Annotated in this window: 22 protein-coding genes, 3 pseudogenes and 1 other annotated feature; of the genes and pseudogenes, 15 read left to right on the top strand and 10 right to left on the bottom strand. The window is 37.8% G+C overall.

All coding sequences use genetic code 11. The features are described from left to right. Nucleotides 1-27: 27 nt before the first annotated feature. The 11 genes from acbD to Q9Q86_RS05695 all read left to right on the top strand — a co-directional run bounded on the left by acbD (nucleotide 28) and on the right by Q9Q86_RS05695 (nucleotide 11,773). A complete protein-coding gene (acbD, locus tag Q9Q86_RS05745) occupies nucleotides 28-666 on the top strand; it encodes an acinetoferrin biosynthesis acetyltransferase AcbD (RefSeq protein WP_004814638.1) in 639 nt (212 codons plus the stop codon). Continuing rightward, complete coding sequence (locus tag Q9Q86_RS05740; RefSeq protein WP_112987492.1) at nucleotides 663-1,034, top strand: hypothetical protein; 372 nt, start codon at nucleotides 663-665, stop codon at nucleotides 1,032-1,034. Before acbD ends, Q9Q86_RS05740 begins: the two co-directional genes overlap by 4 nt. Further along, on the top strand, nucleotides 1,031-2,266 hold the full coding sequence (locus Q9Q86_RS05735) for an MFS transporter (RefSeq protein ID WP_112987493.1): 1,236 nt from the start codon (nucleotides 1,031-1,033) through the stop codon (nucleotides 2,264-2,266). Before Q9Q86_RS05740 ends, Q9Q86_RS05735 begins: the two co-directional genes overlap by 4 nt. 9 nt (nucleotides 2,267-2,275) lie before the next feature. Then, nucleotides 2,276-4,546: a TonB-dependent receptor gene (locus tag Q9Q86_RS05730; protein ID WP_112987494.1), complete on the top strand. Its 2,271-nt coding sequence runs from the start codon at nucleotides 2,276-2,278 to the stop codon at nucleotides 4,544-4,546. 24 nt (nucleotides 4,547-4,570) lie between these two features. Beyond that, nucleotides 4,571-5,830, top strand: a complete 1,260-nt coding sequence (locus Q9Q86_RS05725) for an MFS transporter (RefSeq protein ID WP_112987495.1) — start codon at nucleotides 4,571-4,573, stop codon at nucleotides 5,828-5,830. A gap of 197 nt (nucleotides 5,831-6,027) precedes the next feature. Beyond that, nucleotides 6,028-8,157, top strand: a complete 2,130-nt coding sequence (gene mtlD, locus Q9Q86_RS05720) for a bifunctional mannitol-1-phosphate dehydrogenase/phosphatase (RefSeq protein ID WP_112987496.1) — start codon at nucleotides 6,028-6,030, stop codon at nucleotides 8,155-8,157. 74 nt (nucleotides 8,158-8,231) lie between these two features. Beyond that, a complete protein-coding gene (locus tag Q9Q86_RS05715; RefSeq protein WP_112987497.1) occupies nucleotides 8,232-8,855 on the top strand; it encodes a 2'-5' RNA ligase family protein in 624 nt (207 codons plus the stop codon). 1 nt (nucleotide 8,856) lies between these two features. Continuing rightward, a complete protein-coding gene (gene cobU / locus Q9Q86_RS05710; RefSeq protein WP_112987498.1) occupies nucleotides 8,857-9,375 on the top strand; it encodes a bifunctional adenosylcobinamide kinase/adenosylcobinamide-phosphate guanylyltransferase in 519 nt (172 codons plus the stop codon). A 1-nt stretch (nucleotide 9,376) separates the two neighbouring features. After that, a complete protein-coding gene (gene cobT, locus Q9Q86_RS05705) occupies nucleotides 9,377-10,447 on the top strand; it encodes a nicotinate-nucleotide--dimethylbenzimidazole phosphoribosyltransferase (RefSeq protein ID WP_112987499.1) in 1,071 nt (356 codons plus the stop codon). Then, nucleotides 10,437-11,036 carry a histidine phosphatase family protein gene (locus Q9Q86_RS05700; protein ID WP_112987500.1) on the top strand — a complete coding sequence of 200 codons (600 nt, stop codon included), beginning with the start codon at nucleotides 10,437-10,439 and terminating at the stop codon, nucleotides 11,034-11,036. The genes cobT and Q9Q86_RS05700 overlap by 11 nt, the downstream gene beginning before the upstream one ends. Beyond that, nucleotides 11,033-11,773 carry an adenosylcobinamide-GDP ribazoletransferase gene (locus Q9Q86_RS05695; RefSeq protein WP_112987501.1) on the top strand — a complete coding sequence of 247 codons (741 nt, stop codon included), beginning with the start codon at nucleotides 11,033-11,035 and terminating at the stop codon, nucleotides 11,771-11,773. Before Q9Q86_RS05700 ends, Q9Q86_RS05695 begins: the two co-directional genes overlap by 4 nt. 51 nt (nucleotides 11,774-11,824) lie before the next feature. On the opposite strand, the gene Q9Q86_RS05690 is transcribed toward Q9Q86_RS05695, so the two are convergent. Both Q9Q86_RS05690 and Q9Q86_RS05685 read right to left on the bottom strand, forming a co-directional pair. Further along, the gene (locus Q9Q86_RS05690; protein ID WP_112987502.1) at nucleotides 11,825-13,288 is read right to left on the bottom strand and encodes a PepSY domain-containing protein; all 1,464 of its coding nucleotides are present in this window, start codon (nucleotides 13,286-13,288) and stop codon (nucleotides 11,825-11,827) included. A 3-nt stretch (nucleotides 13,289-13,291) separates the two neighbouring features. Beyond that, nucleotides 13,292-14,032 (bottom strand): annotated as a pseudogene (locus Q9Q86_RS05685) (TonB-dependent receptor domain-containing protein); the annotation flags it as partial. Nucleotides 14,033-14,075: 43 nt separating this feature from the next. On the opposite strand from Q9Q86_RS05685, the gene Q9Q86_RS05680 reads away from it, so the two are divergent. Next, a protein-coding gene (locus tag Q9Q86_RS05680; RefSeq protein WP_096902497.1) for an IS3-like element ISAba19 family transposase occupies nucleotides 14,076-15,295 on the top strand; the annotation gives its coding sequence in 2 pieces (ribosomal slippage) (nucleotides 14,076-14,352 and nucleotides 14,352-15,295; 1,221 coding nt in all). Beyond that, nucleotides 14,351-14,467, top strand: a sequence feature (AL1L pseudoknot). (Overlaps the previous gene by 117 nt.) Nucleotides 15,296-15,333: 38 nt before the next feature. On the opposite strand, the pseudogene Q9Q86_RS05675 reads toward Q9Q86_RS05680, so the two are convergent. The 7 genes and pseudogenes from Q9Q86_RS05675 to Q9Q86_RS05645 all read right to left on the bottom strand — a co-directional run. After that, nucleotides 15,334-16,718: pseudogene (locus Q9Q86_RS05675) on the bottom strand (TonB-dependent receptor); the annotation flags it as partial. 76 nt (nucleotides 16,719-16,794) lie between these two features. Further along, on the bottom strand, nucleotides 16,795-17,301 hold the full coding sequence (locus Q9Q86_RS05670; protein WP_112987524.1) for a hypothetical protein: 507 nt from the start codon (nucleotides 17,299-17,301) through the stop codon (nucleotides 16,795-16,797). A gap of 176 nt (nucleotides 17,302-17,477) precedes the next feature. Continuing rightward, nucleotides 17,478-18,569 (bottom strand): 3-deoxy-7-phosphoheptulonate synthase, encoded by a 1,092-nt coding sequence (locus Q9Q86_RS05665; protein WP_004915740.1) that lies wholly within the window; start codon nucleotides 18,567-18,569, stop codon nucleotides 17,478-17,480. Between the two features lie 118 nt (nucleotides 18,570-18,687). After that, complete coding sequence (locus Q9Q86_RS05660) at nucleotides 18,688-19,575, bottom strand: sulfite exporter TauE/SafE family protein (protein ID WP_112987505.1); 888 nt, start codon at nucleotides 19,573-19,575, stop codon at nucleotides 18,688-18,690. Nucleotides 19,576-19,691: 116 nt separating this feature from the next. Continuing rightward, a complete protein-coding gene (locus tag Q9Q86_RS05655; RefSeq protein ID WP_112987506.1) occupies nucleotides 19,692-19,982 on the bottom strand; it encodes a DUF1634 domain-containing protein in 291 nt (96 codons plus the stop codon). Further along, nucleotides 19,979-21,539 (bottom strand): annotated as a pseudogene (locus Q9Q86_RS05650) (PepSY-associated TM helix domain-containing protein). Before Q9Q86_RS05650 ends, Q9Q86_RS05655 begins: the two are co-directional and overlap by 4 nt. A gap of 3 nt (nucleotides 21,540-21,542) precedes the next feature. After that, on the bottom strand, nucleotides 21,543-21,836 hold the full coding sequence (locus tag Q9Q86_RS05645; RefSeq protein WP_112987507.1) for a hypothetical protein: 294 nt from the start codon (nucleotides 21,834-21,836) through the stop codon (nucleotides 21,543-21,545). Between the two features lie 243 nt (nucleotides 21,837-22,079). Between Q9Q86_RS05645 and lpxB the strand changes: the two genes are divergently transcribed. Further along, entirely contained in the window at nucleotides 22,080-23,255 is a 1,176-nt protein-coding gene (gene lpxB / locus Q9Q86_RS05640) for a lipid-A-disaccharide synthase (RefSeq protein ID WP_165395612.1), read from the top strand. 39 nt (nucleotides 23,256-23,294) lie between these two features. On the opposite strand, the gene Q9Q86_RS05635 is transcribed toward lpxB, so the two are convergent. After that, nucleotides 23,295-24,164, bottom strand: coding sequence for a DUF2797 domain-containing protein (locus tag Q9Q86_RS05635; RefSeq protein WP_112987509.1), 870 nt, complete (start codon nucleotides 24,162-24,164; stop codon nucleotides 23,295-23,297). A 38-nt stretch (nucleotides 24,165-24,202) separates the two neighbouring features. Here Q9Q86_RS05635 and Q9Q86_RS05630 point away from each other — a divergent pair, with 38 nt between their 5' ends. Both Q9Q86_RS05630 and Q9Q86_RS05625 read left to right on the top strand, forming a co-directional pair. Then, nucleotides 24,203-24,664 carry a DUF6231 family protein gene (locus Q9Q86_RS05630; RefSeq protein ID WP_004662088.1) on the top strand — a complete coding sequence of 154 codons (462 nt, stop codon included), beginning with the start codon at nucleotides 24,203-24,205 and terminating at the stop codon, nucleotides 24,662-24,664. A 158-nt stretch (nucleotides 24,665-24,822) separates the two neighbouring features. Next, nucleotides 24,823-25,446 (top strand): YidB family protein, encoded by a 624-nt coding sequence (locus Q9Q86_RS05625; protein ID WP_112987510.1) that lies wholly within the window; start codon nucleotides 24,823-24,825, stop codon nucleotides 25,444-25,446. The last annotated feature ends 19 nt before the right edge of the window (nucleotides 25,447-25,465 follow it).

Here is a 25,465-nt window from a genome sequence, read left to right as displayed (position 1 = left end):
TTTTAATCATCATTTTATAGGTTCGATATGAAAACAATCTCTCAGCAATTACCAGATTATTTTGAATACTTTGAAGATGGTACACAGTACTACTTACGCCAAGTGCAATATCCTCAGGATATCCCTTTATTACATCAATGGATGCATGAGCCACATGTAATTCCTCAGTGGCAGTTAAATAAATCGGAACTAGAGTTACAAGTTTACTTCGACAAAATGTTAGCAGATGACCATCACCGTTTATTAATCGTTGGAATTGATGGCAAAGATGTGGGCTATACCGAAATTTATGAGGGTAAACGAGATCGTTTAGGCCGTTATTACGATGGTGATGACAATGATCTCGGTTGGCATCTCCTGTTTGGTGACAAATCCGTGTTTGGCAAAGGCTTCTTGCGCCCAACCATTCGTTTACTCAGTTTTTACATTTTTGAACATTCAAAAGCTAAAAAAATTGTGGGTGAGCCAGATCATACCGTTAAACCATATGCAGCAGTGGTGGCAGAGCTTTGTTATGAAAGCCAACGTTTAATACCGATGCCCGAAAAAACAGCGATGTTGTACTACTGCTTCAGAGAAACTTTCTATAACAAGTTTGGGGATTATTACCAAACATCACAACAACAGCTAGCTAATCAGCCAGCCAAACTCCTGAGTGTTACATGAGCTTATATATCAATGAAATGCATATCTTAGACATGCGCTTTGCGGCGAATGTCTCTGTTGCAGAATTTGAACAATGGTTAGCACGGATTCAGCACTATTTCGAACATAAGCAAAATTTCGTGTTGATCATGCAAACCAATGTGAATACTGAATTTCCTGAAGAATATAGAGCAATCCAAGGCAAATGGTATAAGCAATATAAACAAGATTTTTACCAATATTGCTTGGGTTTTGCTCGTATTGCTCAAGATGAAGATGATCGTATTCGATTGGATACACCAGCTCTGCACAAAGCTTGGCATGTTCCATATTTTGTGAGCGTAGATAAAGCTGAAGCCACACAATGGGCTTTGCAGAGGTATTTATGAATCAAAATTCATTAAATATTCAGAAAGTCTCAGCCTTGAGCCTGAGTCTCGTGGTGGTTTTATATCTCGCGCATGCCTTACCACTTTATTTTTATAATGTGGCCTTACCTGCGATTCTGCGTCATCAAGGCGTAGATTTACGTTGGATTGGCATGTTGTCGCTGCTCTATATTCCTTGGGCATTCAAGTTTTTTTGGGCACCACTAATTGATCGTTTTTATTTCAAAAAACTCGGTAAACGTAAAACTTGGCTTTTGTTTACGCAAATAGCTTTGGTGTTGGGGGTCGTTGCTTTGGCACTTACCCAATTCGATTACGGTCTTGGTGTATTTGTTATTGTCGGTTTATGGATTTCAACTTTTGCTGCAACTCAAGATATCGCAATTGATGGCTATACCGTCGAAACCTTTTCAGAGTCTGAATATCGCTTAGGAAGCATGGCACAAAGCATCGGCGTTGCGCTCGGTAGTATGGTGGGTGGAGCAGCAACTTTATGGCTGTATGAGCTTTATGGTTGGCAAACTGCACTGATTTCCTTAGCCGCTATGACAGCATTGACGATGTTGGCTATTTTCCAAATTAAAGAAAAATCAAATGCAGAGAAAATCTCAAAACAGCAGCCAAGTTTGATCCGTGCATTTAAACGTCCAGAAATGTTATGGGCATTAGCCTTGATCGTATGTTATCGAATTGTCGAAGCACCAGCTATGGCGATGCTGAATCCGATGCTGATTGATCAGAAATGGTCGTTGTCACAAATCGGCGTGCTGATGTCTGTAATAGGTGCAGGGATTGGATTATTAGCCGCTGTTTCAGCTGCATTTTTATTAAAAAAAATAGCCGCAACACAATTGCTGATTTGGGCTGGTTGGGCACGCAGTTTGGTTTACGCCTTGTTGGGTGTAGCCGTTTTACTCAGTTGGTTGAATCAATGGCATTTACTTCTTGGTGGCTTTGTCATTGTCATTCTTGCCATCCGCTATATCGCAATGACAGCCTTATATGCACATTTCATGCAGACCAGCTCCAAAGAACAAGCTGGTACTGATTTTACGATTTTAGTTTGCTTCGAACTATTGGTTTATTTCATTGGCGGTGCAGTCTCAGGTTTCTTAGCCAAAGCATTTGGTTATGGAAACTTCTATCTCATTCTCGCAGTTTCATCCGTTTTAAGCGTGTTGCTTAGTCAACTGCTTATTCGCAAAGCAAAACAAACGCAACAACTCATCTAGGGGTCATTTATGAAAGTTCGTTCACTTTCGACATCATTAACACTGCTCAGCTTGGCGATCAGTACGCAACTTTATGCTCAAAATGTCGAGCAGACTTCAACCGTAAATCAAAGTACAACGGTTGAGGCTGAGAAGCCAACTCAACTGGCACCAATTGTTATGACAGCAACTCGCTCAGCTCAAAGTATCGCTGAGATTGCGGGAACTGTTTACAGTATTAGCCAAGAAGACATTGCAAAACAAGCTGCTGCTGGGAAAAGTACCGCCGATATTTTAGGTTTGTTAGTTCCATCTTTAACACCAAGTTCAGGTACGACCAGTAACTATGGGATGACCATGCGTGGTCGTACAGTGCAATATATGATTGATGGTGTTCCGCAAACGGGCTCACGCGATAGTTCACGCCAATTAAATAGCATTAGCCCAGACATGATCGAACGTGTTGAAGTCGTGTCAGGTGCAAGTAGTATTTATGGTGCAGGTGCTACAGGTGGGATCATCAATATCATCACCAAAAGAGGTTCGGGTGATGGTGTAAATTTTGAAACCAAACTCGGCGTTACTTCAGGTGATAATTTCAAAAGTGATGCTTTAGCTTATGAAGCGTTTCAGTCTGCATCATTTAACCAAGGGGATTGGAGTGGTTTTATAGGTGCTAGCTATACACAACGAGGTGAAATTCAAGATAGTCGAGGTGATCGTGTAGGTCCAGAAGTTGCACAAACAGATCGTCAAGATACTGAAACTGTAGATGTGAATGGTCGTTTAAGCTGGCAGTTGGCAGATAAGCAAAAATTAAGTATCGGTGCGCAATACTATAATGATGAGCAGGACAGTGAATATGGCGCTGATTATGGTCCAGGCTTATCTGTTTTACTTCTAGGGGCAAAACCTAGTCAAAAAGCTGTAAAAGTTTTAGAGCTTGATACTCAACCACGTACTAAGCGCAGTGCAGTAAATGCACAATATGAAAATCAGGATTTTCTTGGTCAGACTTTAAATGCAGAGGCCTATTATCGTACTGAAAAAGGGCGATTCTTCCCAAGTGCAAATGCTTTAGCACATGCATCCATTCCAGGTGGAAGAACATTTATTGTTACCCAATCAGAAACAGATATTGATGTTTTTGGTGCTCGTTTAGCACTTCAAAGTAAGCTCAATCTGGCAGAACGTGCATTAAATCTAACTTATGGTGTGGATTACGATAAGGAAAATGGCAAACAAACAGCACAACTTTATGATCTAAATACTTTTATCAGTAGTAATGGTCTAAAGTTTAAGCCTTTAAATAATTATGATTTTGGTCCAGATGTAGATACTGAGAAGCTTGGTTTCTTCTTACAGAGTCAATTTGAAGTCACTGATCACTTAAACCTACAAGCAGGCGTGCGCCATGAACGAATTGATAGCCAAGTGCAGGATTCTGTTCCTTATTCTGAAGCGATGGTTGCAGACTTCGTCTCAGGATATAGTCCTAAAACTTTAAATGGTGGTTCGGTCAAGCATGATGCAACTTTATTTAACTTAGGCGCAGTTTATCATTTAACAGATGCTCAACAAGTCTTTTCCAATTTCTCTCAAGGTGCAAACTTACCAGACGTACAACGTATGCTCAGAGACGTTCCAGCAAACTTTGTTGTAAGCAATCAAACCATTGATCCAATTAAAGTGAATAGTTTTGAGCTAGGTTGGCGTCTACAAGACAATGCGTTAACCACAGGGCTTACGGCGTTCTATAACAAGTCGGATAAATCTTTGAAATTTGGTCCACCAAACTTTGCAATCGAAGTGATTGATACCGATGAACGTGTTTATGGCCTAGAAGGCAATGTGAAGTATGCGGTGACTGATGCATGGAATGTCGGTGGTACTTTAGCTTATACACGTGGTCAATTTAAAAATACAAATGGAAAATGGCAAGAGTTAGATGCAATTCGTGTAGCACCTTTGAAAGCAACGGTTTATTCCGACTGGCAATTCAATGATGGTTTAGGCTTAAGAGTACAAGCTTTGGCTATTGATGGTACGGATGAAGCACGTAAAGATGCGATTGCGAATGGTAGTACTCGTCCACCAGCAGAAATCAAAGGTTTTGCAGTGATGGATGTGATTGCCAATGCAAAAGCAGGTCCAGGGACTTTAGGTTTTGGTGTATATAACGTGTGGAATACTGACTATAAGTCTGTTTATAGCCAAGCAGTTTCAACGGTTTACGGCGATATTTCGAGCTTGGCTGCTCAAGGTCGTACCTATGGTTTGAGCTATACTCTCAAGTACTAATCTTATCCAAAAGGCATCTTTTAGATGCCTTTTCTTTTGATGAATTCCATGATGAACAATCATTTAAAATTTTTAGCTTTGGCTGCGTTAATCAATGGAACGTGTTTTTCCATGATTCTTCCTTTACTGGCACCTTTGACTCGACAGCTACATTTATCCGAATTCCAAGGTGGAGTGATCGTTTCAGCAGGAGCGATCTGTATGGCGATCGCTTCAATATGGGTTGCTAAAAATAAAAGTAATCAATCTCCACAAAATCTAGTGAATTATGGTTTTATGGGAATGACCGTAACATGGGCGCTTTTTACTTTTATACTGGCTTTGGGCTTAGAGGCGATTTTGCCTTCAGTATTGATTTTCATTTTGTTGGTTTTAAGTCGTGCTTCGACTGGCATTTTTATGGCAATGCCACAAATCGGTCTACAAAGTTATGTCATGACAGAATCAGCTGAAACAACGACTCGTAGCAAGAATATGGCATTGTTTGGTGCGATGAACAGCTTTGGTATGATTGTCGGACCTTTGGCGACTTCGTTATTATTGTATGGTGGACTATTATTTCCGATGTGGTTCGCGGTTGCTTTACTGGCATTAGTCAGTTTGGCACTCATTATGTTTTTTAAGAAAACGGCTGATATAAGATCAGATGCAGATAAGACATCAGAACAAAGTTCAAATACAGTTTTGAATCAGCAAAATATTATCAAGCAAAGTTTGATTTGGTTGGTTTTAGGTTTTTCTACTTATGTTGCAATCGTGACATTAAACATGACTGCTGGATTTTATATCCAAGATAAATTCTTTCTGAGTAGTCAGCAAAGCGCAGTGTATTTCTCTCAATGTATGGTTGTTGTTGGTATCTGTCTGGTGGTGACACAGTTGCTGATTGTAAAAATGATTAAGCTACAACTACATAGTCTTGTATTAATCGGCATTTTGACCATGTGCTTTGGGTTGCTACTATCTCTTTATGCACAAAGTATTGTGGTATTTCAAGCTAGTTATATTTTCTATGGTATTTCAGTCGCTTGCTTATTACCTGCATTTACAACAGGGGCAGCACAAGCAGTTACACAAGATTCTCAAGTTAAAATGGCAGGATATTGCACTGCAACTCAAGCTTTTGGTTTGATTTTTGGTCCTCTAGTTAGCACTTATTTATATCAATTTGATCAAAATCTACCTTTCTATTTTTTATTCGCTTTAATGATATTAGTCGGGATATGTATAGGGTGGGTTTTAGTCAGAAAGGAAGAAGAAATGAGTTCTTTTGTCGAAGATTAAACGCTTAATATGATCAAAAATCACTCATATATTCTTTTAAAAAGCAAGGAAACTTACATAACTACATCTTAGGACGTAAACATAGATGGCTGTTTGATTATTTATTGATCAAATTTATTTCATTTATTTAACGGTCGAAATTTAAGCTCATTTCTGGGTTAGCCTATTAGAAGTAAAACAATATAAGAGGAGTAAAGATGTTGATTTTTCATGATTTTCCTGTTCAAGGGGCACTTTTTGATATGGATGGAACAATGTTTGATACAGAGCGATTACGCTTTGAAACATTGAAACAAGCTTCAGAAGAGCTTATTGGACAGGAATTTTCAGATGAATATTTAATGCAGTGCTTAGGTCTGAGCGCAAAAACTGCAGAGCAACTTGCAAAGAAATTTTATGGGGAAGATGTTCCATATCAAGCAATTAGAAAACGTGCTGATGAGCTTGAGTTGGAATCTGTGCGTCACAATGGTGTTCCAATCAAAAAAGGTTTAATTCAAGTTTTAGAGCGCTTACGCAAATCAGGTTTAAGAATGGCAGTTGCGACATCTAGTCGACGTGCGATAGCAGAAGAATACTTAATTAATGCCAATGTTTATAAATTTTTTGATCTGTTAGTGTGTGGGGATGAAGTCGAAAAGGGTAAACCTCATCCAGAAATCTTTATTACGGCTGCGCAAAAATTAAATTTACAACCAAGTCAGTGTTTGATGTTTGAAGATTCAGAAAATGGAATCTGTTCGGCTCATGAATCAGGTGGTATTACGATTTTATTTAAAGATATTAAAGAACCAAATGATCGCATGTTAGCGAAAGCAAATTTTTATTATCAGGATCTGTATGAATATTTAAATGCTTTAGATCAGTACATTCCTGAAATGGATATGCCACAACTACAAGAACCATTTCCGCAAAGTTTGAATCAATTAACCGTTGGGATTCATGGTTTTGGTGCAATTGGCGGTGGGTATATTGCTCAAATCCTTTCGCATTGGGATGGATATACGCGTCCAAAACGTATTTTGGCTTCCACGCGAAATAAATTGTATTTGGAATCAGTGAACAGTTTTGGTAGCTACAGTATTCGATATGGGCAATCATCTTTTGATGAACGAATTGATAACTTGACCGTTATTGATGCTGATAATGACAAACAGATGCTTGAAATGTACGCGCAATCTAGTCTTATAGCGTTATGTTTGCCTGAACATGCGATAGCATCTGAATCAAAAATAATTGCCAAAGGTTTATTGGCTCGTTTCATGTCACAAGACTTGAATAATCATGAACCAATCACTTTTCTAATTATTTTAAACAAGGTCTGTGCGAAATATTTGGTGCTCAAATATATTCGTGAAGCTTTGCTTGAGATCACGGATGAAGATGTTGCTGAGCATATTCTAAGTGAGCATTATTTCTGTGATACGGTGGTCAATCGTATGGTCTCAAAATTGAGTGATCAGGCTTTGTATCGCCAACTCAATATTAAGCATCGTTTATTTAAACAGTATCAAGCTGATTTAAATGAAGAAACGATTGAGTTATCAGATGAAACAGCATTAACTGAAAAACAGGAACGTCAGCTCAGCCAATCATTAGTGGAAATGCGCGAACAGTTCCAAGCGGGGCAGTTTTTACAAAATATGGATTTAATTTTATTCCATAGCGAAACAGATATGCCGATCTATGTTGAAAATCGAAGTCCGCTGTTAAATAAAATGCGCCAAATGATCTTAGTTGATCAAATCTCAGATATTCAAATCATTAAAAATCGCCTCTGGAATGGCTGCCATGCCATGATCGCTTGGCAGGCGCGTCTTATTGATCATGAAATGATTGGAATTGCTTTAGCAGATCACAAGATCAAGAAATTTGCTGAGCAATTGGTGAGTGAGGTGAAAGCTGGATTGGTAAATATCGTTCCGAATCAAGCCAAACAACTTGATCGCATGGCTGAAAGTTTTATGAGCTCATGCCGTTCTGCTTATAAAGATCCATGTGAGCGTGTTGCTCGTGATCCATTGAGAAAACTGGGTTACAACGAACGCGTACTCGGCAGTATTGAAAATCATATCGTGCAACAATTGCCATATAAGTACTTATTACAAGGTGCTGTTTCGGGTTATGTATATGCGGTTAAGCTTTTAGAAATTCCTGTTGATGAAGTGATTACGCATTTACAAAACGCTATCGAGCAAATGGATATTACTGAGCATGAAAAGAAAGATTTGTTTGAGTTGATTTATACATCAATCTCGACTGAATTAAAGATTTCAGAGCTAGGGCAATCTTTTTGTGTTAAAAATGCCGAGTTTGAAACAGCCTAAATGATTTTAAAATTATTTAATCTTGCCAGTAAATTATGTTTGAATAACACAACTGTCAGAGCGTTATTGTCGTTGTGTTATTACAAACATCTACCCAACTCGTAAAAACTGAAATTCGCAACTATCCAGAATGGCATCATGGTCGGACAGATTATGCTTTGTGGTATATCGAAATTGATCAACCAGAGTTAGTTGAATATTTAGATGCGATCAAAATACATTTCTCAGATTTCCTTATTAGGTCGAATCAACGTCAGTATCACATTACGTTATTCGTGTGCGGTTTTCTAAATACCCATCTTTCTCAATACAATGATGATTTTTCACATGAACAATTCTTACAACATCTAAAATCTATCAATCAATTACAACTTGAACCCTTTGAATTAGAACTCACAACGATCGATAGTTTTAGTAGTGCTTTATTTATTCAAATCATCGATCGAGAAAAAATTTTAGAAAAAATCCGTTCTCAGCTTGCACTTGTCTCGAATGAAATAGCGGCACTGCAATATTGTCCACATATTACGATTGGACTTTATAGCGATGCATGGAGTAGTGATCTTGTTTTAGAGCGAATAAAAAGCTTTGAAGCTAAAAGGATTAAAATTCAAGTGAATCAATTAACTTTCGGTTATTATAAGGCTCAGATTTTACAAGGATTACTATATCCTTATCATCAAATGGTATTAGGTTAATATGTTGCAATTAATTTTGGGTGGTGCACGTTCGGGTAAGAGCCGATTGGCTGAAAATATAGCTCAGCAGCGTGGAATCCCTGTGATTTATGTCGCCACGGCGCAAGCTTTAGATGATGAAATGCAGCAAAGAATTCAACATCATCAGCAACAAAGACCTAAGCAATGGCAACTTTGTGAAGAGCCTATTTTTCTGGCAGATCAATTATTAAAACTAGATCAAGAACATCAAATCATTTTAGTTGATTGCCTTACTTTATGGTTGACCAATCTTTTGTTAGCTGAAGATCAAGATTTGCAGCAACAACAGACAGACAAGTTATTAGAAATATTACCCAAACTTAAATCTGAAATTATTTTAGTCAGTAATGAAACAGGGCTAGGCGTCGTGCCGATGGGTGAAATTAGCCGTCGATTTGTGGATGAAGCTGGTCGATTGCACCAAGCATTAGGACAGCTTGCTCATAAAGTGATGTTTTGTGTTGCAGGCTTTCCAATGATTTTAAAAGATGAGAATTAACATGACTGAACAAAATGCTTGGTACACAGAATCGGCAAAACAAATTGATCTGGAAGCAAAACATCTAGCCGAACAACGACAACAACAACTCACTAAACCAACAGGGGCTTTAGGAGAGTTAGAACAGCTTGCGATTCAGCTAGCAAGTTTACAGGGTACAGTTCATCCCCAAATTCAAAAACCTTGGATCACGATTTTCGCAGGTGACCATGGTGTAGTTGAAGAAAGTATCTCAGCTTATCCTCAAGCCGTGACACGTCAAATGCTTCAAAATTTCGCGTCTGGCGGTGCAGCAATCAGTGTTATTGCAAAACATCATCAGGCACAGTTACAAGTGATTGACTGTGGAACGGTAGGCGATCCCTATGATTATGTCGGTGTAGAGCGACATTGTATTCGTGCAGGAACAGCCAACTTTGCTCAACACGTTGCAATGACTGAACAAGAATGTTTTGCTGCATTAGCATTAGGTAAAACTAGTGTGGAGTTAGCTCAGTCAGAACAGGCTGATATCTTTATCGCTGGAGAAATGGGGATAGGCAATACTTGTTCAGCTTCAGCCATCGCATGTATGTTGTTGAATGAAGATGCAGCACAACTAACAGGTGTTGGAACGGGAATTAATAATCAACAATTACAACATAAAATTGCAGTCATCAATCAGGCAATTGAACTCCATCAATCCAGTGTTGAGAATGATGCTTTGAAAATTCTAGCTGCCGTGGGTGGTTTAGAGATTGCTGCCATGACAGGAGCATATTTACGTTGTGCTCAAATTGGTTTGCCTATTGTGGTGGATGGTTTCATTAGTTCCGTTGCAGCATTATGTGCTGTTCGCATACAGCCGAGTTGTCGTGACTGGATGCTATTTGGACATCTATCAGCAGAATATGGTCATGTTCGTATTCTTAAAGAATTAAAAGCGCAGCCAATTCTAAAAATGAATCTAAGATTGGGTGAAGGAAGTGGTGCAGGCGCAGCATTGTCAGTGCTGCAATTGGCATGTGTTTTACATAATCAAATGGCAACCTTTGCCGAAGCTGCAGTGACAGGAGATAAAGTTGCGCCTTGATTTACTGCGACATGGTGAAACAACTTTAAGCCATACTTTACGTGGGCATACTGATGATGAACTAACAGAAAATGGTTGGTTGCAGATGCAATCGACCATACAGCAATATGTCGCTGGAGGTACTAATTGGGATGTTATTTTTAGTTCACCTTTACAGCGTTGTCATGCCTTTGCAATCAATTTAGCAGAGCAACTCGAAATACCTTTGCAATTAAATATGCATATCAAAGAAATGTATTTTGGTGATTGGGAAGGTATTTCGACTCAAAGCATTTATGAAAATGAGCCCGAGTTATTGGCAAATTTTTGGCAATTTCCAATAAAATACCATGCACCAAATGGTGAGTCTTTAGAGCAATTTTTACAGCGTGTTCAAGTTGGCTTTGATGAAATCCACACTCAAATGAAAATACACCAATGGAATAGAGCATTAGTTGTTACGCATGGTGGTGTGATTAAATTACTCACTTGTTTAGCACGACATAAACATCTCAATGATTTATTAATAATGTCTGCTGAGCTTGGGCAACTGTATTCAGTAAAAATGTATAAAAACGATAGTCTCAGTTTTGAGGAAATCAAAGAATGACACCATTTTGGATCGCTTTGCAATTCTTGACTGTTTTACCCATCGAACTAAAACAGATACCAACTGCAAAGCAAAATGGTCAATCTGTACTTTTTTATCCACTTGTAGGGTTGCTAATAGGATTAATTCTATTTGGACTTTCAATCCTTCTCGTAAAATTACCGATTATTCTTGTTGCAATCATTATTTTAGTGATTTGGATTTGGCTTACTGGTGGACTTCATTTAGATGGTCTAGCGGATACAGCAGATGCTTGGGTAGGTGGTTTTGGTGATCGGGAACGGACCTTAAAAATCATGAAAGACCCAAGTTGTGGTCCTATCGGTGTTCTAAGTTTAGTTATTGTTTGCTTGATGAAGTTTTCAGCTTTATATGTCTTGCTAGAACAACGGCTCTCTGCATTTTTAATCTTAATACCCATGCTGGGTCGCAGTGTTCCTTTATTTTTATTTCTCACAACACGATATGTTCGAGCAAATGGATTAGGGCGGTCAATAACGGATTCTATTCCTAAAACACTAGCATGGATGGTTTTTGTCATTACATTAGCATTACTTTGTGCATTTAAATGGATGGGATTAGTTGCTTTAATCAGCTTTTTATTGATATTGGTTTACTTAAGAATTTTGTTTATTAAGCGAATCGGTGGTATCACTGGCGATACGGTGGGTGCTACCATTGAGTTGAGTGAGACAGGTTTAATACTAACTTTTGTCATTGCTTCCTTTTATATCTAAGTGAATTTTTATAGGATTGATCCTCCTCAAATAAGAAGGATCAATTCCGCTTTAACGTTTTCGAGTTGCCAATACACTTCCCAAGATAACTAATACTGCAATCAGTCCCGCAATTGTTCCCAACAGAATGTCTCTAAACGTTTTATCTATCGGTAACCATGTCCATTTGTGCAAATAAGCAAAACTAAATCCCTCTAAGGCATCTTGCTGATTTACTTGCGCCGCAATGACACCACTACTTGGTTCTATATAAAGTCTAAGCTGATCATTCAAATTAGTATCAACTTTGATTACAGGTAAACGTTTATTGATAAAACCATATTCACCGCCAAAACGAGTTATCCACGAACTTTGAGTAAAATGTTTTAAAGGTAAGTTTAAATAAAACGCTGCCAAATATTTGCTCTGCTCAAGAGGATTCAATTTTCTAGCATGTTTTGCATCGATTAACTCAATGGCTGGTGCGGCATCTTTTGCATGATGATGGTGATCATATTCTTTCGCTGCGGTCATGCTCCCTTGTAACTGAGGTTTCCCAGTCAATTGAATCATCCAGCCTGCATGAGCTTGATTTTGATTAAAAGCAATCGGTACAAGATTGAGTCGCTGAATTGGGCGTTGAACTGCCAATTGCCATGCTTCAGGGTTTAAATCTTGCGTATGGAAGATGGGCTGAATATTCACAAGTTCAGATTTTTTATGCCAAACATGATAAAAACCACTAAACATCCATAACAAGATAAAAACACTTAAACTGATGCCCAGATAACGATGAAAAAATCGAATTGGCTTTTCACTTAAACGATGATTTTTACGATTGTGTATTTTGAAAAATAATCCTATACCCATCAAGGTCAAAGTAAGAATGCTAATTAAAGCAATTTGCATCAAGAAACTTTGTCCTGTCCACGGTTGATCTCCCCAAGTCCATCTATGTCCTAAGCGGAAGATCCGTGCCATCCACATTTTCTGATCATTGGAAATCGTTGCTAATCGAGATTGTGCTGGATCGACATAAGCTCTTAAACCAGTATCAAAATCTACACGCCAAACAGGTAATAAACGATTGACGCTTGGATAATCATCGCTAAATTGAGTCACTAGTTCAGCAGAAATAATCTGTTGTTGGCTTAAGCTGGTGTACCAAACTGCAAGACGTTTTGCATCTTTTAATTCGGCATCTTCAATAAGTTGCCCAGTATGACGATCAAAATATTCAGCAATATTTTGATTAGGTCTTAAAACTCGATAAGCGATAAGATCTTTATTAAGTTCAATCACTTGTAGTGCAGAAAATTCGGTAATTTTCTGCATTTCTAAGATTTGAGGAACGGACAATCCATCCCTCAAATCAAGCTGTTGGGATGGAGGCATACGTTTTGCAGGTTGTGGTTGGGTTGCACTCATAATTGGATGCAACACACCAGTTAAAGACCACATCAAAACGAGAATGCCAAGTACCATTCCAAAGCCACGATGAAACTTTAGTAGCTTTTTCAATTGGTTGGCATTCATGACTTATTTCCCAAAATGATAACGTAAACCTAATAAATAAGTACGTGGTGCAGCAGGTGTATAACTGGCTTGGTTATTACTAAAAGAGGTACTTTCTGCATAATGCACATCAGCAGCATTGAGAATTTGCCCATAAACCTCATAGGAATTTTTACGATAATTTGCACGTAGGTTTAAAATCGAATGTCCATCATACTTTTCTGTATTGGCATCATTTATCCAGTATGAACCCACATATATACCTTCGACTGAAAGTAATAGTTCTGGTATAGGTTTAATCTGATACTCAACTGTTCCAAAGCTTTTTGGCGAGCTAGGCATCGTATTGCCGCTATAGTCGAGTGTTAGTGAGGGTTGAAATTGCTTATATTCATGTTTTGCGATACTGCCTGACAGTTTTAAACGCTGGTCATATTGTTCGCTGAGTTTCCATGTTCCACCAATTTCGATACCTTGATGTAAGGTTTTTCCAGCATTGCGAGGTTCACGTGTGTTGTCTGGTTTAGTAAAGCTAAGCACTTCATCTTTACCCTCTAGACGATACAAGGTAATTTCGCCATCTAAGCGATCATCCAATAACTTGAAACGCAAACCTAGATCAACGTTATCAAAGGTGGCTTCTTTGAGATCAGGCGTTACTAAATTTGCTCCATAAAGGCTACTCACTTCAGGTGGAACAAAGCCTTGTGACCAATTGCTGTAAAGATCTAATTCAGGCGTAATATTCCAAACAAAACTGAACCGTACCGGGTTTGTCGGAGAGTCAATATTCTGAGAGACTATCCCGATGACAAAACCAAACTATACCCCCGAAATTAGAGAAAGAGCGGTTCAATTACTAATTGAATCTGAAAAAGATTATCCTTCTACTTGGGCAGCAATCACAGCTATTGCTCCTAAAATCGGTTGTACTCCTGAAACATTGCGTGTTTGGTATTTAAAGCATCTGGATCAACTAAATCCTGCCAAAGTACAACAGATATCTGACCAAGAAAAAATGAAGCAAATGGAACGTGAAATTAAAGAATTAAAACGTGCCAATGAAATTCTACGCAAAGCAGCCGCTTTTTTCGCCCAGGCGGAGCTCGACCGCCCACACAAATAATGGTGGATTTTATCCATAACAATAAAGATCGATATGGTGTTGAAGCGATTTGTAGAATTTTACCGATTGCACCTTCAACCTATTACCGAACTTTAGATCTCACTGAAAATCCAGAACATCGAGCGAAACGAGATCTACATGATGAGTATCATGCTGAACAAATTAAACGAATTTGGAAAGAAAGTTCAGGTCGATATGGTGTACGTAAAGTTTGGCAAAAATTGAAACGTGAGGGTTATGTTATTGCACGTTGTACAGTTGCTAGATTGATGCAAAAGCTAGGTATACAAGGTGTTTGGCGTGGTAAGAATAAACAAACCACCCGTAACCGAGATGACCAAAAACGGGCAGATGATTTAGTGAAACGTAATTTTAATGCTGATCATCCAAACCAACTATGGGTGGGTGACTTTACGTATATTCAAACTCATTCAGGCTGGGTATATACCGCATTTGTTATTGATGTGTTCTCACGAGCAATTGTTGGATGGAAAGTATCTACACGGATGAATACAGATATGGTGCTTGATGCATTAGAGCAAGCATTGCATGATCGAGGCATGCCAAAGAATGTGATTCATCATTCCGACAGAGGTGTGCAATATCTTTCCATTCGCTATACCAATCGTTTAGAAGCAGCAAATTTACGAGCATCAGTCGGTACAACGGGTGATTCATACGATAATGCTCTGGCTGAAACGGTGAATGGCTTATACAAAACAGAGGTGATTGAATATTTAAAAGCAGATTGGCAAGGTTTAGCAGATGTACAACTTGCGACACTAAACTGGGTAGATTGGTTCAATAAAAAGCGTGTACACAGTGCACTGGGTTATGTATCGCCTTTTGAGTTTGAAGCAATGTACTATGATAAGATTAACCCGTTAGGTCAGGTGGCTTAACTTAAATAAAAAAGTCTCCGACAAACCCGGTACGGTTCAAAACCGAGTTGTGGGCTGGCTTTATGGAAATTACGTTTTTCATCTGGCGCACCTGTCACTTTAGAAGGGGTAAGCTTATTGTCAAAGTCATAACTAATCCAGTCATAGCGAGCTCCACCGACTAAATTTAAGTTTGGTAATGCTTGCCAATTTGCTTGTGTGTAAATTGCTTGATTATTCACATCCACATTAAAAAATCACGCAGTAATTGGCGTTGTTTAAACCCTGTATAAACACGTGTTTGAGGATCGCGAAACACCTCAATATCATTGGTTTTTGCTTGGTTCGGCGAATACTCCGACATCGCACCAACAATTAATTTCACAGGGTGAAAATTAATGGAATGTTGTAAATTTAAACCATAAGACTTAAAGGCGTTATATGTAGTTTGGCCAGTATATGTTCCAGTAGATTTGCCATTCTTAACATCAGTACGGATGTTATAACTTGGATTCTGTTCAGTGGTGTTATCACGATAATACAGTGTCGCTTGACTTTGGTTTTGATCATTCCAACTGTGGTTCAATTGAGATGAAAGTCTTGTTGCATCAACTTCACGATAAGTAAAGGTTTGATAACTGTAACCAGATCGTTTACTGAAATCATCAGCATTTAAACTACCCGTCATATCTGCTTTGAGATGATTATAATTGACGATATTTTTAATTTGGGTGGCATCTGATATGCGCCAATCATGTCTTATAGTTATACTTTGCTTATTACTTTCAGCATGATCTTGCCAGCTATCACCACGCTCACTGGCATAGCCTGATATTCTTAGACCATGCTCCCCAAATTCGGTATCAAAGGTATTGGATGCACCTAGGTCTAGACGGCGATAACCTTCAGAACTAGCACTTAAACCTAGCTCAGCTGTTGGATTTAAACTAGGAGCTTTTGTAAGAAAGTTAATCGTGCCGCCAATTGCATTACTTCCATATAAGCTACTCGCTGGACCACGCAGAATTTCAATACTATCAATCCCAGCCAAATTTACTTCATACAGTGCATTATGGTTAAAAACACCTACAGGACGCACAGATATACCATCTTCTAAATACTGATAAACAGCCGCAGTCGTGATTGGTTGGCGTATAGACATCATGTGCTGCTCATTACCCAAGTCATTCATCAAAACACCAGGTGTTTGATTCACTAACTGACCAATAAATGTTGCATGTTTATCTTCTATATCTTGCTTGCTGATTTTGCTAATTGCAGCAGGAGTATTGCTAATCGATTCTCCCTCACGGCTTGCAGTGACGACAATCGTCGCTAAGGTTTCGGTTTCATCTTTTGATGAAGTTTCAGCTAAAGCAATTGAACTGTAAGTAACAGAAAGGCACGCAGCAGCTAATACTGACAAACGAAATTGAGTATTCATATCAAACTCTATAAAAAAGCAATAAACAAGGCGGTACCGCAGTTCTCACTGGATACGATATTTACGGAATTGCGTTTTATAGAGCGAGTGGAGGTGCTTGTTTAATTGGGAAAATATAGTAGATACGTGGTATATGCAGATCTTCTGTCCACGCATAGCATAGGCATTGTACACGAGTAAACCAAGCCAATAAAAATACAAAAATAATTGCAATAAAAGGAACAATTGCAGCAGCGTCAACACCATAAGTACATAAAGGACAATGCTTCATGATCTTGCTTGCAAGCGCAAAAACTTCTTTAGCATGATCACTAAGTTGATTGTGTTCTATATGTTGAAGATGTTGTTCATGCTGAGTTTTATCGTGCATAGCATGATGGTGATGACTTGAATGGCTATCTGAATCTATTAAGCTATTTTGAATATTTGTAACTTGGCAGTGACTCGGCATTGCATACAGTGCAGGTACAACGCCACTATGAACCATCGTGGGTAAGAAAATATGCCAGAGTAAACAAAGCAAAGTTATCGCGCCAAGACAGGCACGCCACTTTAGCAAATGTTGACGGAAACTGGACTTCATATCAATGATACGACACAGTGGAAATGTGGCAGCAGTATAGTTAAAAAAACTTTGCACTACAAAACATATCTTAAACAGATGAATCAGTATTCAAGATCACATTATTTGGGATTTATCGAGCTTTTTACGTAAAAAAAACAGACTCATAAGAGTCTGTTTTTTATATCAACTATTTATTAACGATTTGGTAAAACGTCTTTTAACGCTTCATGCATCTCTAATAGTGCTTTTTCTGTTGTTTCCCAGTCGATGCAGCCATCAGTTACTGATTGACCATAAACAAGATCACATAAGTTTTCAGGAATATCTTGACGACCACCTTTCAAATGACTTTCAACCATGATGCCTACGATTGACTTATTACCATCAAGAATTTGCTCTGTGATGTTTTTAAGAACTAAAGGTTGTAAGTATGGATCTTTGTTTGAGTTAGCATGACTGGTATCGATCATGATTTTATTGCTTACTTTAGCTTTTGCTAAAGCAGCTTCAGCTTCAGCAACAGAAGTTGCATCATAATTTGGCTTACCGTTACCACCACGTAAAACTACGTGTGCGTAAGGATTGCCCTTAGTATTAATAATTGCAACTTGACCGTTTTCATTTAAGCCTAAGAAGCTATGACCGTGTTTTACTGATTGCATTGCATTCGTTGCAACTGTTAAACCGCCATCTGTACCATTTTTAAAGCCAACAGGTGAAGATAATCCAGAAGACATTTCACGGTGTGTTTGACTTTCTGTTGTACGAGCACCAATCGCTGACCAAGAAATTAAATCTTGGTAGTACTGAGGTGAGTTCGGATCAAGTGCTTCAGTTGCACAAGGCAAACCTTTTTCATTTAATTCTAGTAAAAGACCACGACCAATATGTAACCCTTTTTCAATATTGAAAGAGTCATTCATATCAGGGTCATTAATTAAACCTTTCCAACCTACTGTTGTACGTGGTTTTTCAAAATAAACACGCATAACTAAATAAAGCGTATCTTTTACTTTTTCACTTAGCTCTTTCAAGCGATCAGCATACTCATTTGCAGCTTTAGGATCGTGGATCGAACAAGGGCCAATAACGACAAACAAGCGCTTGTCTTTACCATCTAAAATATTACGTACAGTTGCACGTCCTTGTAATACAGTTTGCGACGCAGCCGCAGATAAAGGAAGATCAGCTTTCAGTTCCGCAGGGGTAATTAAAGTTTGAATGCTTTTAATGTTAACGTCGTCGATATCTGGCTGAGAAACTGGATTTGACTGTAGAGTATTCATTGCTGTCACAAATTTAATCAAAAGAAGAGGTTATTTTGTCTACGAATATAGCACGAAAAGCCGACTGATTAACTAGTTATAATCATATTTTATGTAGAAACAATCGGCATTTTGCTACTTAAACTGCGCTTGTAGAAGTTGTTGTTTGCTGAATCACGACAGCTTGTTGAGTTTCTACTGGCTTTGGTTTCGCTTTGATCGGGTTAACCATAAAGTTAATCCCTAGCGCAAATAATGTGATACCTAGAATTTTACGAATCAAACGTTCTGGCATATGCGAGCTGATCAATGTGCCTGCAATAATTGCTGGAATAGAACCAACCAATAACCACATCAATAATGTAAAATCGACGTTGCCTGAAGACATATGGCTTAGGCCAGCAACTGCTGTCAATAATACTGCGTGTACAACATCAGAACCAATAATACGAATCATAGGTAGATTTGGGAACATAATTACTAAAGCCATGATGCCAAAAGCACCAGCACCTACAGATGATAGTGTAACGAACACACCTAAGATGATCCCCATGATGACGATATAATGGCGTTTATGTTGTAAAGCATGTTGCTCGCTTTCCATATTTGCTTGTTCACGATTACGGAAACGGTCAAAGAACTTTTCAATTTGCGCACGAAAGACAATCGAGATACCTGTCAAAGTCAGCATAAAACCAAGTACCATCGTTAATACAGCTTTGTAGTTCGTTGATTGACTTAAATAATGTTCTAAAACCCATGAGGTTGCGAATGAAGCAGGAATACTACCGATTGCTAGCCAAATAACGATTGGCCAAACGATATTGAGTTTCTTTGCATGAACAACTGAGCCACAGAATTTAGAGATTGATGCATAGAGCAAATCAGTACCAATTGCGATATGTGGTTCAATTTTGAAAAGGCTAATAAGAATAGGAGTCATCAAAGAACCACCGCCAACACCTGTGATACCTACACAGAAGCCAACCAAAACCCCAGCCATGATAAATTCAATAGGACCAAACATTACCAATATGCCTAATTATGCAAAAACAGGCATATCTTATGCTTTTTTGAGATAACTCGTTGTGATGAATAATGATTTACTTATGCAAAAAAAAGCTAAAGGAAGATTTTTTAACGTCATTTGTGTTTGACTTTAGGTGTTAAGACATGATTGATTTTTAAAACCAATAGGAAGGTGATGGGTGTTGCAAATATCCACCAACTGACGAATCCGATTGATATTCCCTCAATCCAACACAATAAACTTCCTGAAATTAGGAATAAAAGAAAAGCCAAGATTCGAAATTGCACTGGATAGGTCGTCATTATTTTTTGATATTTCAAATGAACTTTAGACTGTTGTTTAGAACTACAACGATACAAGATGAACATACCGATTAAAGTCAGTAATAAACTAAAGAAAATCACACATTCACTCCATTTTTAATCAGTTTGCTTTTAATTTTCTGAGTTGACTTGATTTGTATTGGCTGAATGTTTTTATAAATGAATGCTGCAAAACAAGCAACAGGCAACAAAGAATAGATCAACACGTAGAAATAACCAGTAACTTTCCAAGTTTGCTATAAGGTCATGATTAAGCAAATAGAACAGGTTATATAAGGGCAAACTGAAAGCGAGTAGAGCAAAGATCACAATCTGAGATTTCCATAAATATTGCTTAGGTGTGAATAAAGCCAATACAAAACTAAGCATCCAAACGCTAAAAAATGTATAAATTTCATAATTAAGATCAGCGCTAGGACTTGAAATCAACCGATTCACTAAAAAATAGCTCAACATAGCAATCGGAAGACCAATAAAACTTGCAATATTTAAGCGATCAACAAGGTAGTAACCAAAATGGAATTTTGGGGACTTATACTGAATTTGTCGTTTAAGACTCCACAGCAATAGCCCTGACGCAATCATCAGACAGCCAAGAACTCCTGAGCAAAAAAAGGCAAATCTTAGAAAAGATTGGGCAAAAGTTGCCATGTGAAGTCCATAAACTCCAGCATTTAAAGTAGCTATAGCACTATTATTTCTAGTATTACTTAATATCTTCCCAGTTCCATCAAATACGATTTGCGGTTGATTTAGCGTGATTGAACGATCTTCAAGTTGTTTGATCGTTATTACGGCTTGATCCGTATTTGGATTTTTAACCTCAAAAGTAGCAAGTGATCGATCTCCCCATTGTTGTTTGATTCGAGTCAAAAGATCCTCTGTCGATATCATGTTGCTTATTTGAGGGGATGTTATCGTATTTGAATTCGTAGCTACGGTTCGTATTTCAGTGAAATATTGATAAGGATTTTCTGGATAGAGTTTTTTCATTCCCCAAGGGAGATATAAATAAAAGAAAATGGCTAAGCCTGTAAACGTTATCGTCAGAAAAAAAGGAAGAGCTAAAACTGATGTCACATTATGAAAATCAAGCCAAGACCGTTGTGATTTAAATGTTCTGAGTGTAAAGAAGTCGGTAAATATCTTTTTGTGGGTAATAATGCCAGATACCAGTGCAATTAACATGATGAATGCTGCAAGGCTTGCGATGAGCCTGCCAATAAACACAGGCATGCCGTATAGCTGAAAATGAAAATTGTAAAAAAAGTCACCGCCTTGAGTATGAGATAATTGAAGTTCTTTGCCTGTATTAGCGTCTAAGCTTTTACTTTCGTAACCACCACTAGCTTTTTCCCAATAAATTTTATTTACAGGTTCTTCAGAATTAGCAACTTTTAAATACCACGTTTTAGCATCACTAGCATTTTGAGATAGGTAATGAGTTGCAGTTAGGATTGCCTTATTATCCTGATTGATTTGATATTGCGCAAGTTGTGGCTGCATCCATAAAGTGATTTGATGCCGATAGTAGGAGCTTGTACCCATCAAAAAAATAGCAAATAGCAGCCATCCGAAAATTAAGCCCGTCCAAGTATGTAGCCAAGCCATTGACTGGCGAACACTTTTATTCTGCATTTTTTAATTCAAACCTGCTGATAAGCCAAATAGAAATATGGTGATTGCGAAACTTGTTAGGGCGAGCTTAGATAAAGAAGAAAAACAAAATCCAACAATGATAAAGCTGAGATAAAAAAATATGGAAATGAATGCTGCTAGATAAATTGCTTCAGCCTTGGCTAAAAAGGCCTGAAAAACTTGAGTAAGGCTCATACATAAAAAAGCTGTACATACATACCCGATCACAAAGGTTAGAAAGAAGCGGAATAAAACATTTAGTTTATCGCTATATGTATTTAAAGAAGTCTTAGGCATGAGTTCACAAAGATATTAAATAGAATAAATTACATATGGAAATGATTCTTGTTTATATTAATGTGCTAATCAATTCTATTCAATTTGACTTTAATCGTAAATATAAATGGATATATAAATAATTAATGCTAATACAGATGATTCATAATGTTCACTAATCAAGAACAAATTGTCATCTTTGATGCGATTCAATGTAAAATCATTTTGTTAAAATATTTCAAACATTTGAATGGGGCAGTTGTCTTGTTAAAGCAAAAACTAAAAATTGGGATCGTCGTGGGTGAAGTTTCTGGTGATACGCTAGGAGTTAAACTCATGCGTAGTTTTCGCGAACAAGGCATAGATGTTGAATTTGAAGGTATTGGTGGTCCGCAAATGATCGCTGAAGGTTTTCATAGTTATTATCCTATGGAAATACTATCTGTGATGGGAATTGTGGAAGTCCTAAAAGACCTAAAAAAATTATTCGCTGTACGTGATGGTCTAGTTGAACGATGGACTGAACGTCCCGTAGATATTTTTATAGGAATAGATGCGCCAGATTTCAATCTACGTCTATCTAAAACGATTAAAGAAAACAATTTACCAATCAAAACAGTTCAATATGTCAGTCCTTCAGTTTGGGCTTGGCGTCAAGGACGAGTTCATGGCATTAAAAGAAGTATAGATTTAGTCCTTTGTTTGTTTCCATTTGAAAAAACATTCTATGAAAATTATGAGGTGCCAGCAGCATTTGTAGGACACCCTTTAGCAAAACAATTACCTCTCAAGAATCCGATTATTGAAGCGAAACATCAATTAGGTTTAGCCGCAAATAAAACTCACATCGCATTACTTCCTGGTAGTCGTCGCGGAGAAATCGAACGATTATTACCATTGTTGACGGATGCTGCCGAGATTTTACATCGAAAATATCCAGAGCTTGAGTTTCTGATACCTGCAATCAATGATGCCCGTAAGCAACAGATAGAGCAGGGTTTACAGAATGTAGGGACGAGTTTAAAGGCTAAAATTCATGTTTTAGAAAATTCAGATGCTGAATCAAAAATTGGACGTATGGTAATGAATGCGAGTGACATAGTTGCTTTAGCATCTGGCACAGCGACACTTGAAGCGATGTTATTGCACCGTCCGATGGTGACATTCTATAAATTAAACTGGTTAACCTATCTAATTGCGAAATTTTTAGTCAAAATACCATATTATTCTTTGCCCAATATTATTGCTGGCAAAAAGGTAATTGAAGAATTAATACAAGCAGATGCAACGCCACAGCATTTAGCAACTGCAATTGAGAAATTGATGGATCACGAAACTGCACATATTCAAATGATGCAACATCTTAGTATGCATAAGCAGCTCATCTCAGGGAATACTGAAGATCCAGTCCAAGCGATATTGAACTGTTTGAGCTCTTGATAAATAAAAAGGTGGCAACGTAACCACCTTTAAAGCCATTCAAGCTCTAAGAATTAGTTCATAGCCTGTATATTTTCGAATATTGATCACTCCAATATCAAGTATCAGGTATTGACCTTTAATACCTTGTAATACACCGCGTATTTTTGGAGTCTTATCCAAATTTAGTGATTTTATTTTTTCAGGATATTGTTCCACAGGGTATATAAACTCATGTGGTATTTCATTTTCTAGTAATTCTAGATTTTCATTGAACTCTAGATTTTGACTGAACTCATCACGAATACTTTGAATCTTAGGTGCAAATTCTTCAATAATCTGATCGCGCTGTTCAATTAAATTTAGTGGCTCAGCTTCGCCTTTAAGCAATTTACGCCAATCAGTTTTATCAGCGATTTGAGTGCCAAATAATGTTTCTAAATGTCCTGATAAACGGCGTGAACCCACTTTCATGATTGGGAGTGCTTGTGTCGCACCTTGATCTAACCAACGTGTTGGCATATTCACGATACGGGTGATTCCGATTTTTAAGGCACTAGAGTTCGCTAAATAAACAATATGTGGTTGGAAGCAGACATTGTGTGCAAAATCATTTTCACGGCATGTACCTAAATGATAATGACAGGTTTCAGGCTTCATAATACATAAGTCACATTCAGCTTTTGTTTTAAAGCATTTAAAGCAATGTCCTTGCGAATATGATTTAGGTGTCTTTGCACCACAAGATGTACAAAAAATATTTCCAGTCCATTCAATCTCTAACTCTTGACCTAACACAAACGGTAGATCAGTTTCTGAGCGATCTAGGATAAATTTATATTCAACATTTGCCTTGCTGGTTGGTTGATCAGTTACACTATGCGTTTTGAGCGCTGCGTGCATTTTGTGACAAATGCCTTGTAGTTCCATCAATAAACTCTCATCTTTCTCAATCAAGGGTTGCAGTTATGGCTGAACAAAATGTCATCACTTCTATGCTAGACGATTTATCTAAAGAACAGCCCATTCATACTGCACTTTGTATAGGTCAGCAAATTGATCAAAATGCTGAAATTCAATGGCATCATTTTAACGTAACTGACTTTTTAAATCTGCCATTTACACAGCGTTATGATTTAGGTTTTGTATTATTTGATACAGAGCAAATGCAAAACATCACTGAAACACATAAAGCGCAGCTTTTAGTGAAGTTACGCGACTTAATGGCAAAAAGGATTGTTGTTGTTAGTAAACGAAATGATGAAAAGCTATTACGTTCACTAGGTTTTACTCAACTTATTGATAAAACTACTCATGATAGTGATTTTGCTTTATGGCAATTCAATATTTTAACTTACAAACATGTTCCTGATTGGTTTAACTCTAAATTTTGGGCAAATCCAGAAAATTGGAATAAGTTTCGTTGGTGATTTCTTAGAGTTTACTGCGGTTCTGAATAAGCCGCAGTTATAAAATAATAATAAGCTGATGAAATGTTCTTGCAAATTTTAACACTTTAACTTTGTTTTCATACTGAAAAGCAGCGTATGCTTTTCGAATAAATAATTCTAACTGGAATATAAAAACCATGACAGATTTGACAAATATCGTAGAGATTTTAGCGAAACAGGCCTTAGGCGGTCAGCAACAATCTTCACAAAATAGTGGTTTGGGTGGAATTCTTGGCTCTGTTTTAGGGCAACTTAGTGGTCAACAACAAAACCATCAAAATCAGCCGCAAAGTGGTTTAGGTGGAATCCTAAGTTCAGTTTTGGGTCAGTTAGGTAGTACGAATAACAATACATCTCAGACAAATAGTAATACTAGTGGTAACACAGCACAAACATTACTTATAGCCGTATTGCCGTTGGTTCTTGCTTGGATTCAAAAACAGGGGGGCTTACAAGGGGCATTAGATAAACTAAAAAGTACAGGTTTATCCAATCAGGTAAAGAGTTGGGTCGATCCTCAACAAGTAAATGCTCAAGATGTTCCAACCCAAAATATTCAAAGCTTATTTGATGATCAAGATATCGAACAGGTTGCTCAACAAGCACAAGCGCCAAAGCAAGAAATTTACAGTGCGATTGCGTCTGTACTACCTCAAGTGATTGATTCTTTGACTCCGCAAGGAAGTAATACCAATCCCCAAGAAGCAAATCAAGATATTCAACAAGTATTGAATTTGGTGAGTGGTTTTTTAAAAAGATAAGCATATAAAAATAAAAGGG

Source organism: Acinetobacter sp. A22 (assembly GCF_030913345.1).
Classification (GTDB): domain Bacteria; phylum Pseudomonadota; class Gammaproteobacteria; order Pseudomonadales; family Moraxellaceae; genus Acinetobacter; species Acinetobacter junii.
This window is presented reverse-complemented; position numbering and strand designations above follow the sequence as displayed.

What these genes read in the sequence shown, in the direction of transcription:
- Q9Q86_RS05690 (WP_112987502.1), bottom strand. Translation starts at nt 13,288, where the DNA reads ATGAATGCCAACCAATTGAAAAAGCTACTAAAGTTTCATCGTGGCTTT.
- Q9Q86_RS05665 (WP_004915740.1), bottom strand. Translation starts at nt 18,569, where the DNA reads ATGAATACTCTACAGTCAAATCCAGTTTCTCAGCCAGATATCGACGAC.
- cobT (WP_112987499.1), top strand. Translation starts at nt 9,377, where the DNA reads ATGACTGAACAAAATGCTTGGTACACAGAATCGGCAAAACAAATTGAT.
- Q9Q86_RS05735 (WP_112987493.1), top strand. Translation starts at nt 1,031, where the DNA reads ATGAATCAAAATTCATTAAATATTCAGAAAGTCTCAGCCTTGAGCCTG.
- Q9Q86_RS05635 (WP_112987509.1), bottom strand. Translation starts at nt 24,164, where the DNA reads ATGGAACTACAAGGCATTTGTCACAAAATGCACGCAGCGCTCAAAACG.
- Q9Q86_RS05730 (WP_112987494.1), top strand. Translation starts at nt 2,276, where the DNA reads ATGAAAGTTCGTTCACTTTCGACATCATTAACACTGCTCAGCTTGGCG.
- Q9Q86_RS05740 (WP_112987492.1), top strand. Translation starts at nt 663, where the DNA reads ATGAGCTTATATATCAATGAAATGCATATCTTAGACATGCGCTTTGCG.
- Q9Q86_RS05695 (WP_112987501.1), top strand. Translation starts at nt 11,033, where the DNA reads ATGACACCATTTTGGATCGCTTTGCAATTCTTGACTGTTTTACCCATC.
- Q9Q86_RS05660 (WP_112987505.1), bottom strand. Translation starts at nt 19,575, where the DNA reads ATGTTTGGTCCTATTGAATTTATCATGGCTGGGGTTTTGGTTGGCTTC.
- mtlD (WP_112987496.1), top strand. Translation starts at nt 6,028, where the DNA reads ATGTTGATTTTTCATGATTTTCCTGTTCAAGGGGCACTTTTTGATATG.
- Q9Q86_RS05630 (WP_004662088.1), top strand. Translation starts at nt 24,203, where the DNA reads ATGGCTGAACAAAATGTCATCACTTCTATGCTAGACGATTTATCTAAA.
- cobU (WP_112987498.1), top strand. Translation starts at nt 8,857, where the DNA reads ATGTTGCAATTAATTTTGGGTGGTGCACGTTCGGGTAAGAGCCGATTG.
- Q9Q86_RS05670 (WP_112987524.1), bottom strand. Translation starts at nt 17,301, where the DNA reads ATGAAGTCCAGTTTCCGTCAACATTTGCTAAAGTGGCGTGCCTGTCTT.
- Q9Q86_RS05625 (WP_112987510.1), top strand. Translation starts at nt 24,823, where the DNA reads ATGACAGATTTGACAAATATCGTAGAGATTTTAGCGAAACAGGCCTTA.
- acbD (WP_004814638.1), top strand. Translation starts at nt 28, where the DNA reads ATGAAAACAATCTCTCAGCAATTACCAGATTATTTTGAATACTTTGAA.
- Q9Q86_RS05725 (WP_112987495.1), top strand. Translation starts at nt 4,571, where the DNA reads ATGCCTTTTCTTTTGATGAATTCCATGATGAACAATCATTTAAAATTT.
- Q9Q86_RS05645 (WP_112987507.1), bottom strand. Translation starts at nt 21,836, where the DNA reads ATGCCTAAGACTTCTTTAAATACATATAGCGATAAACTAAATGTTTTA.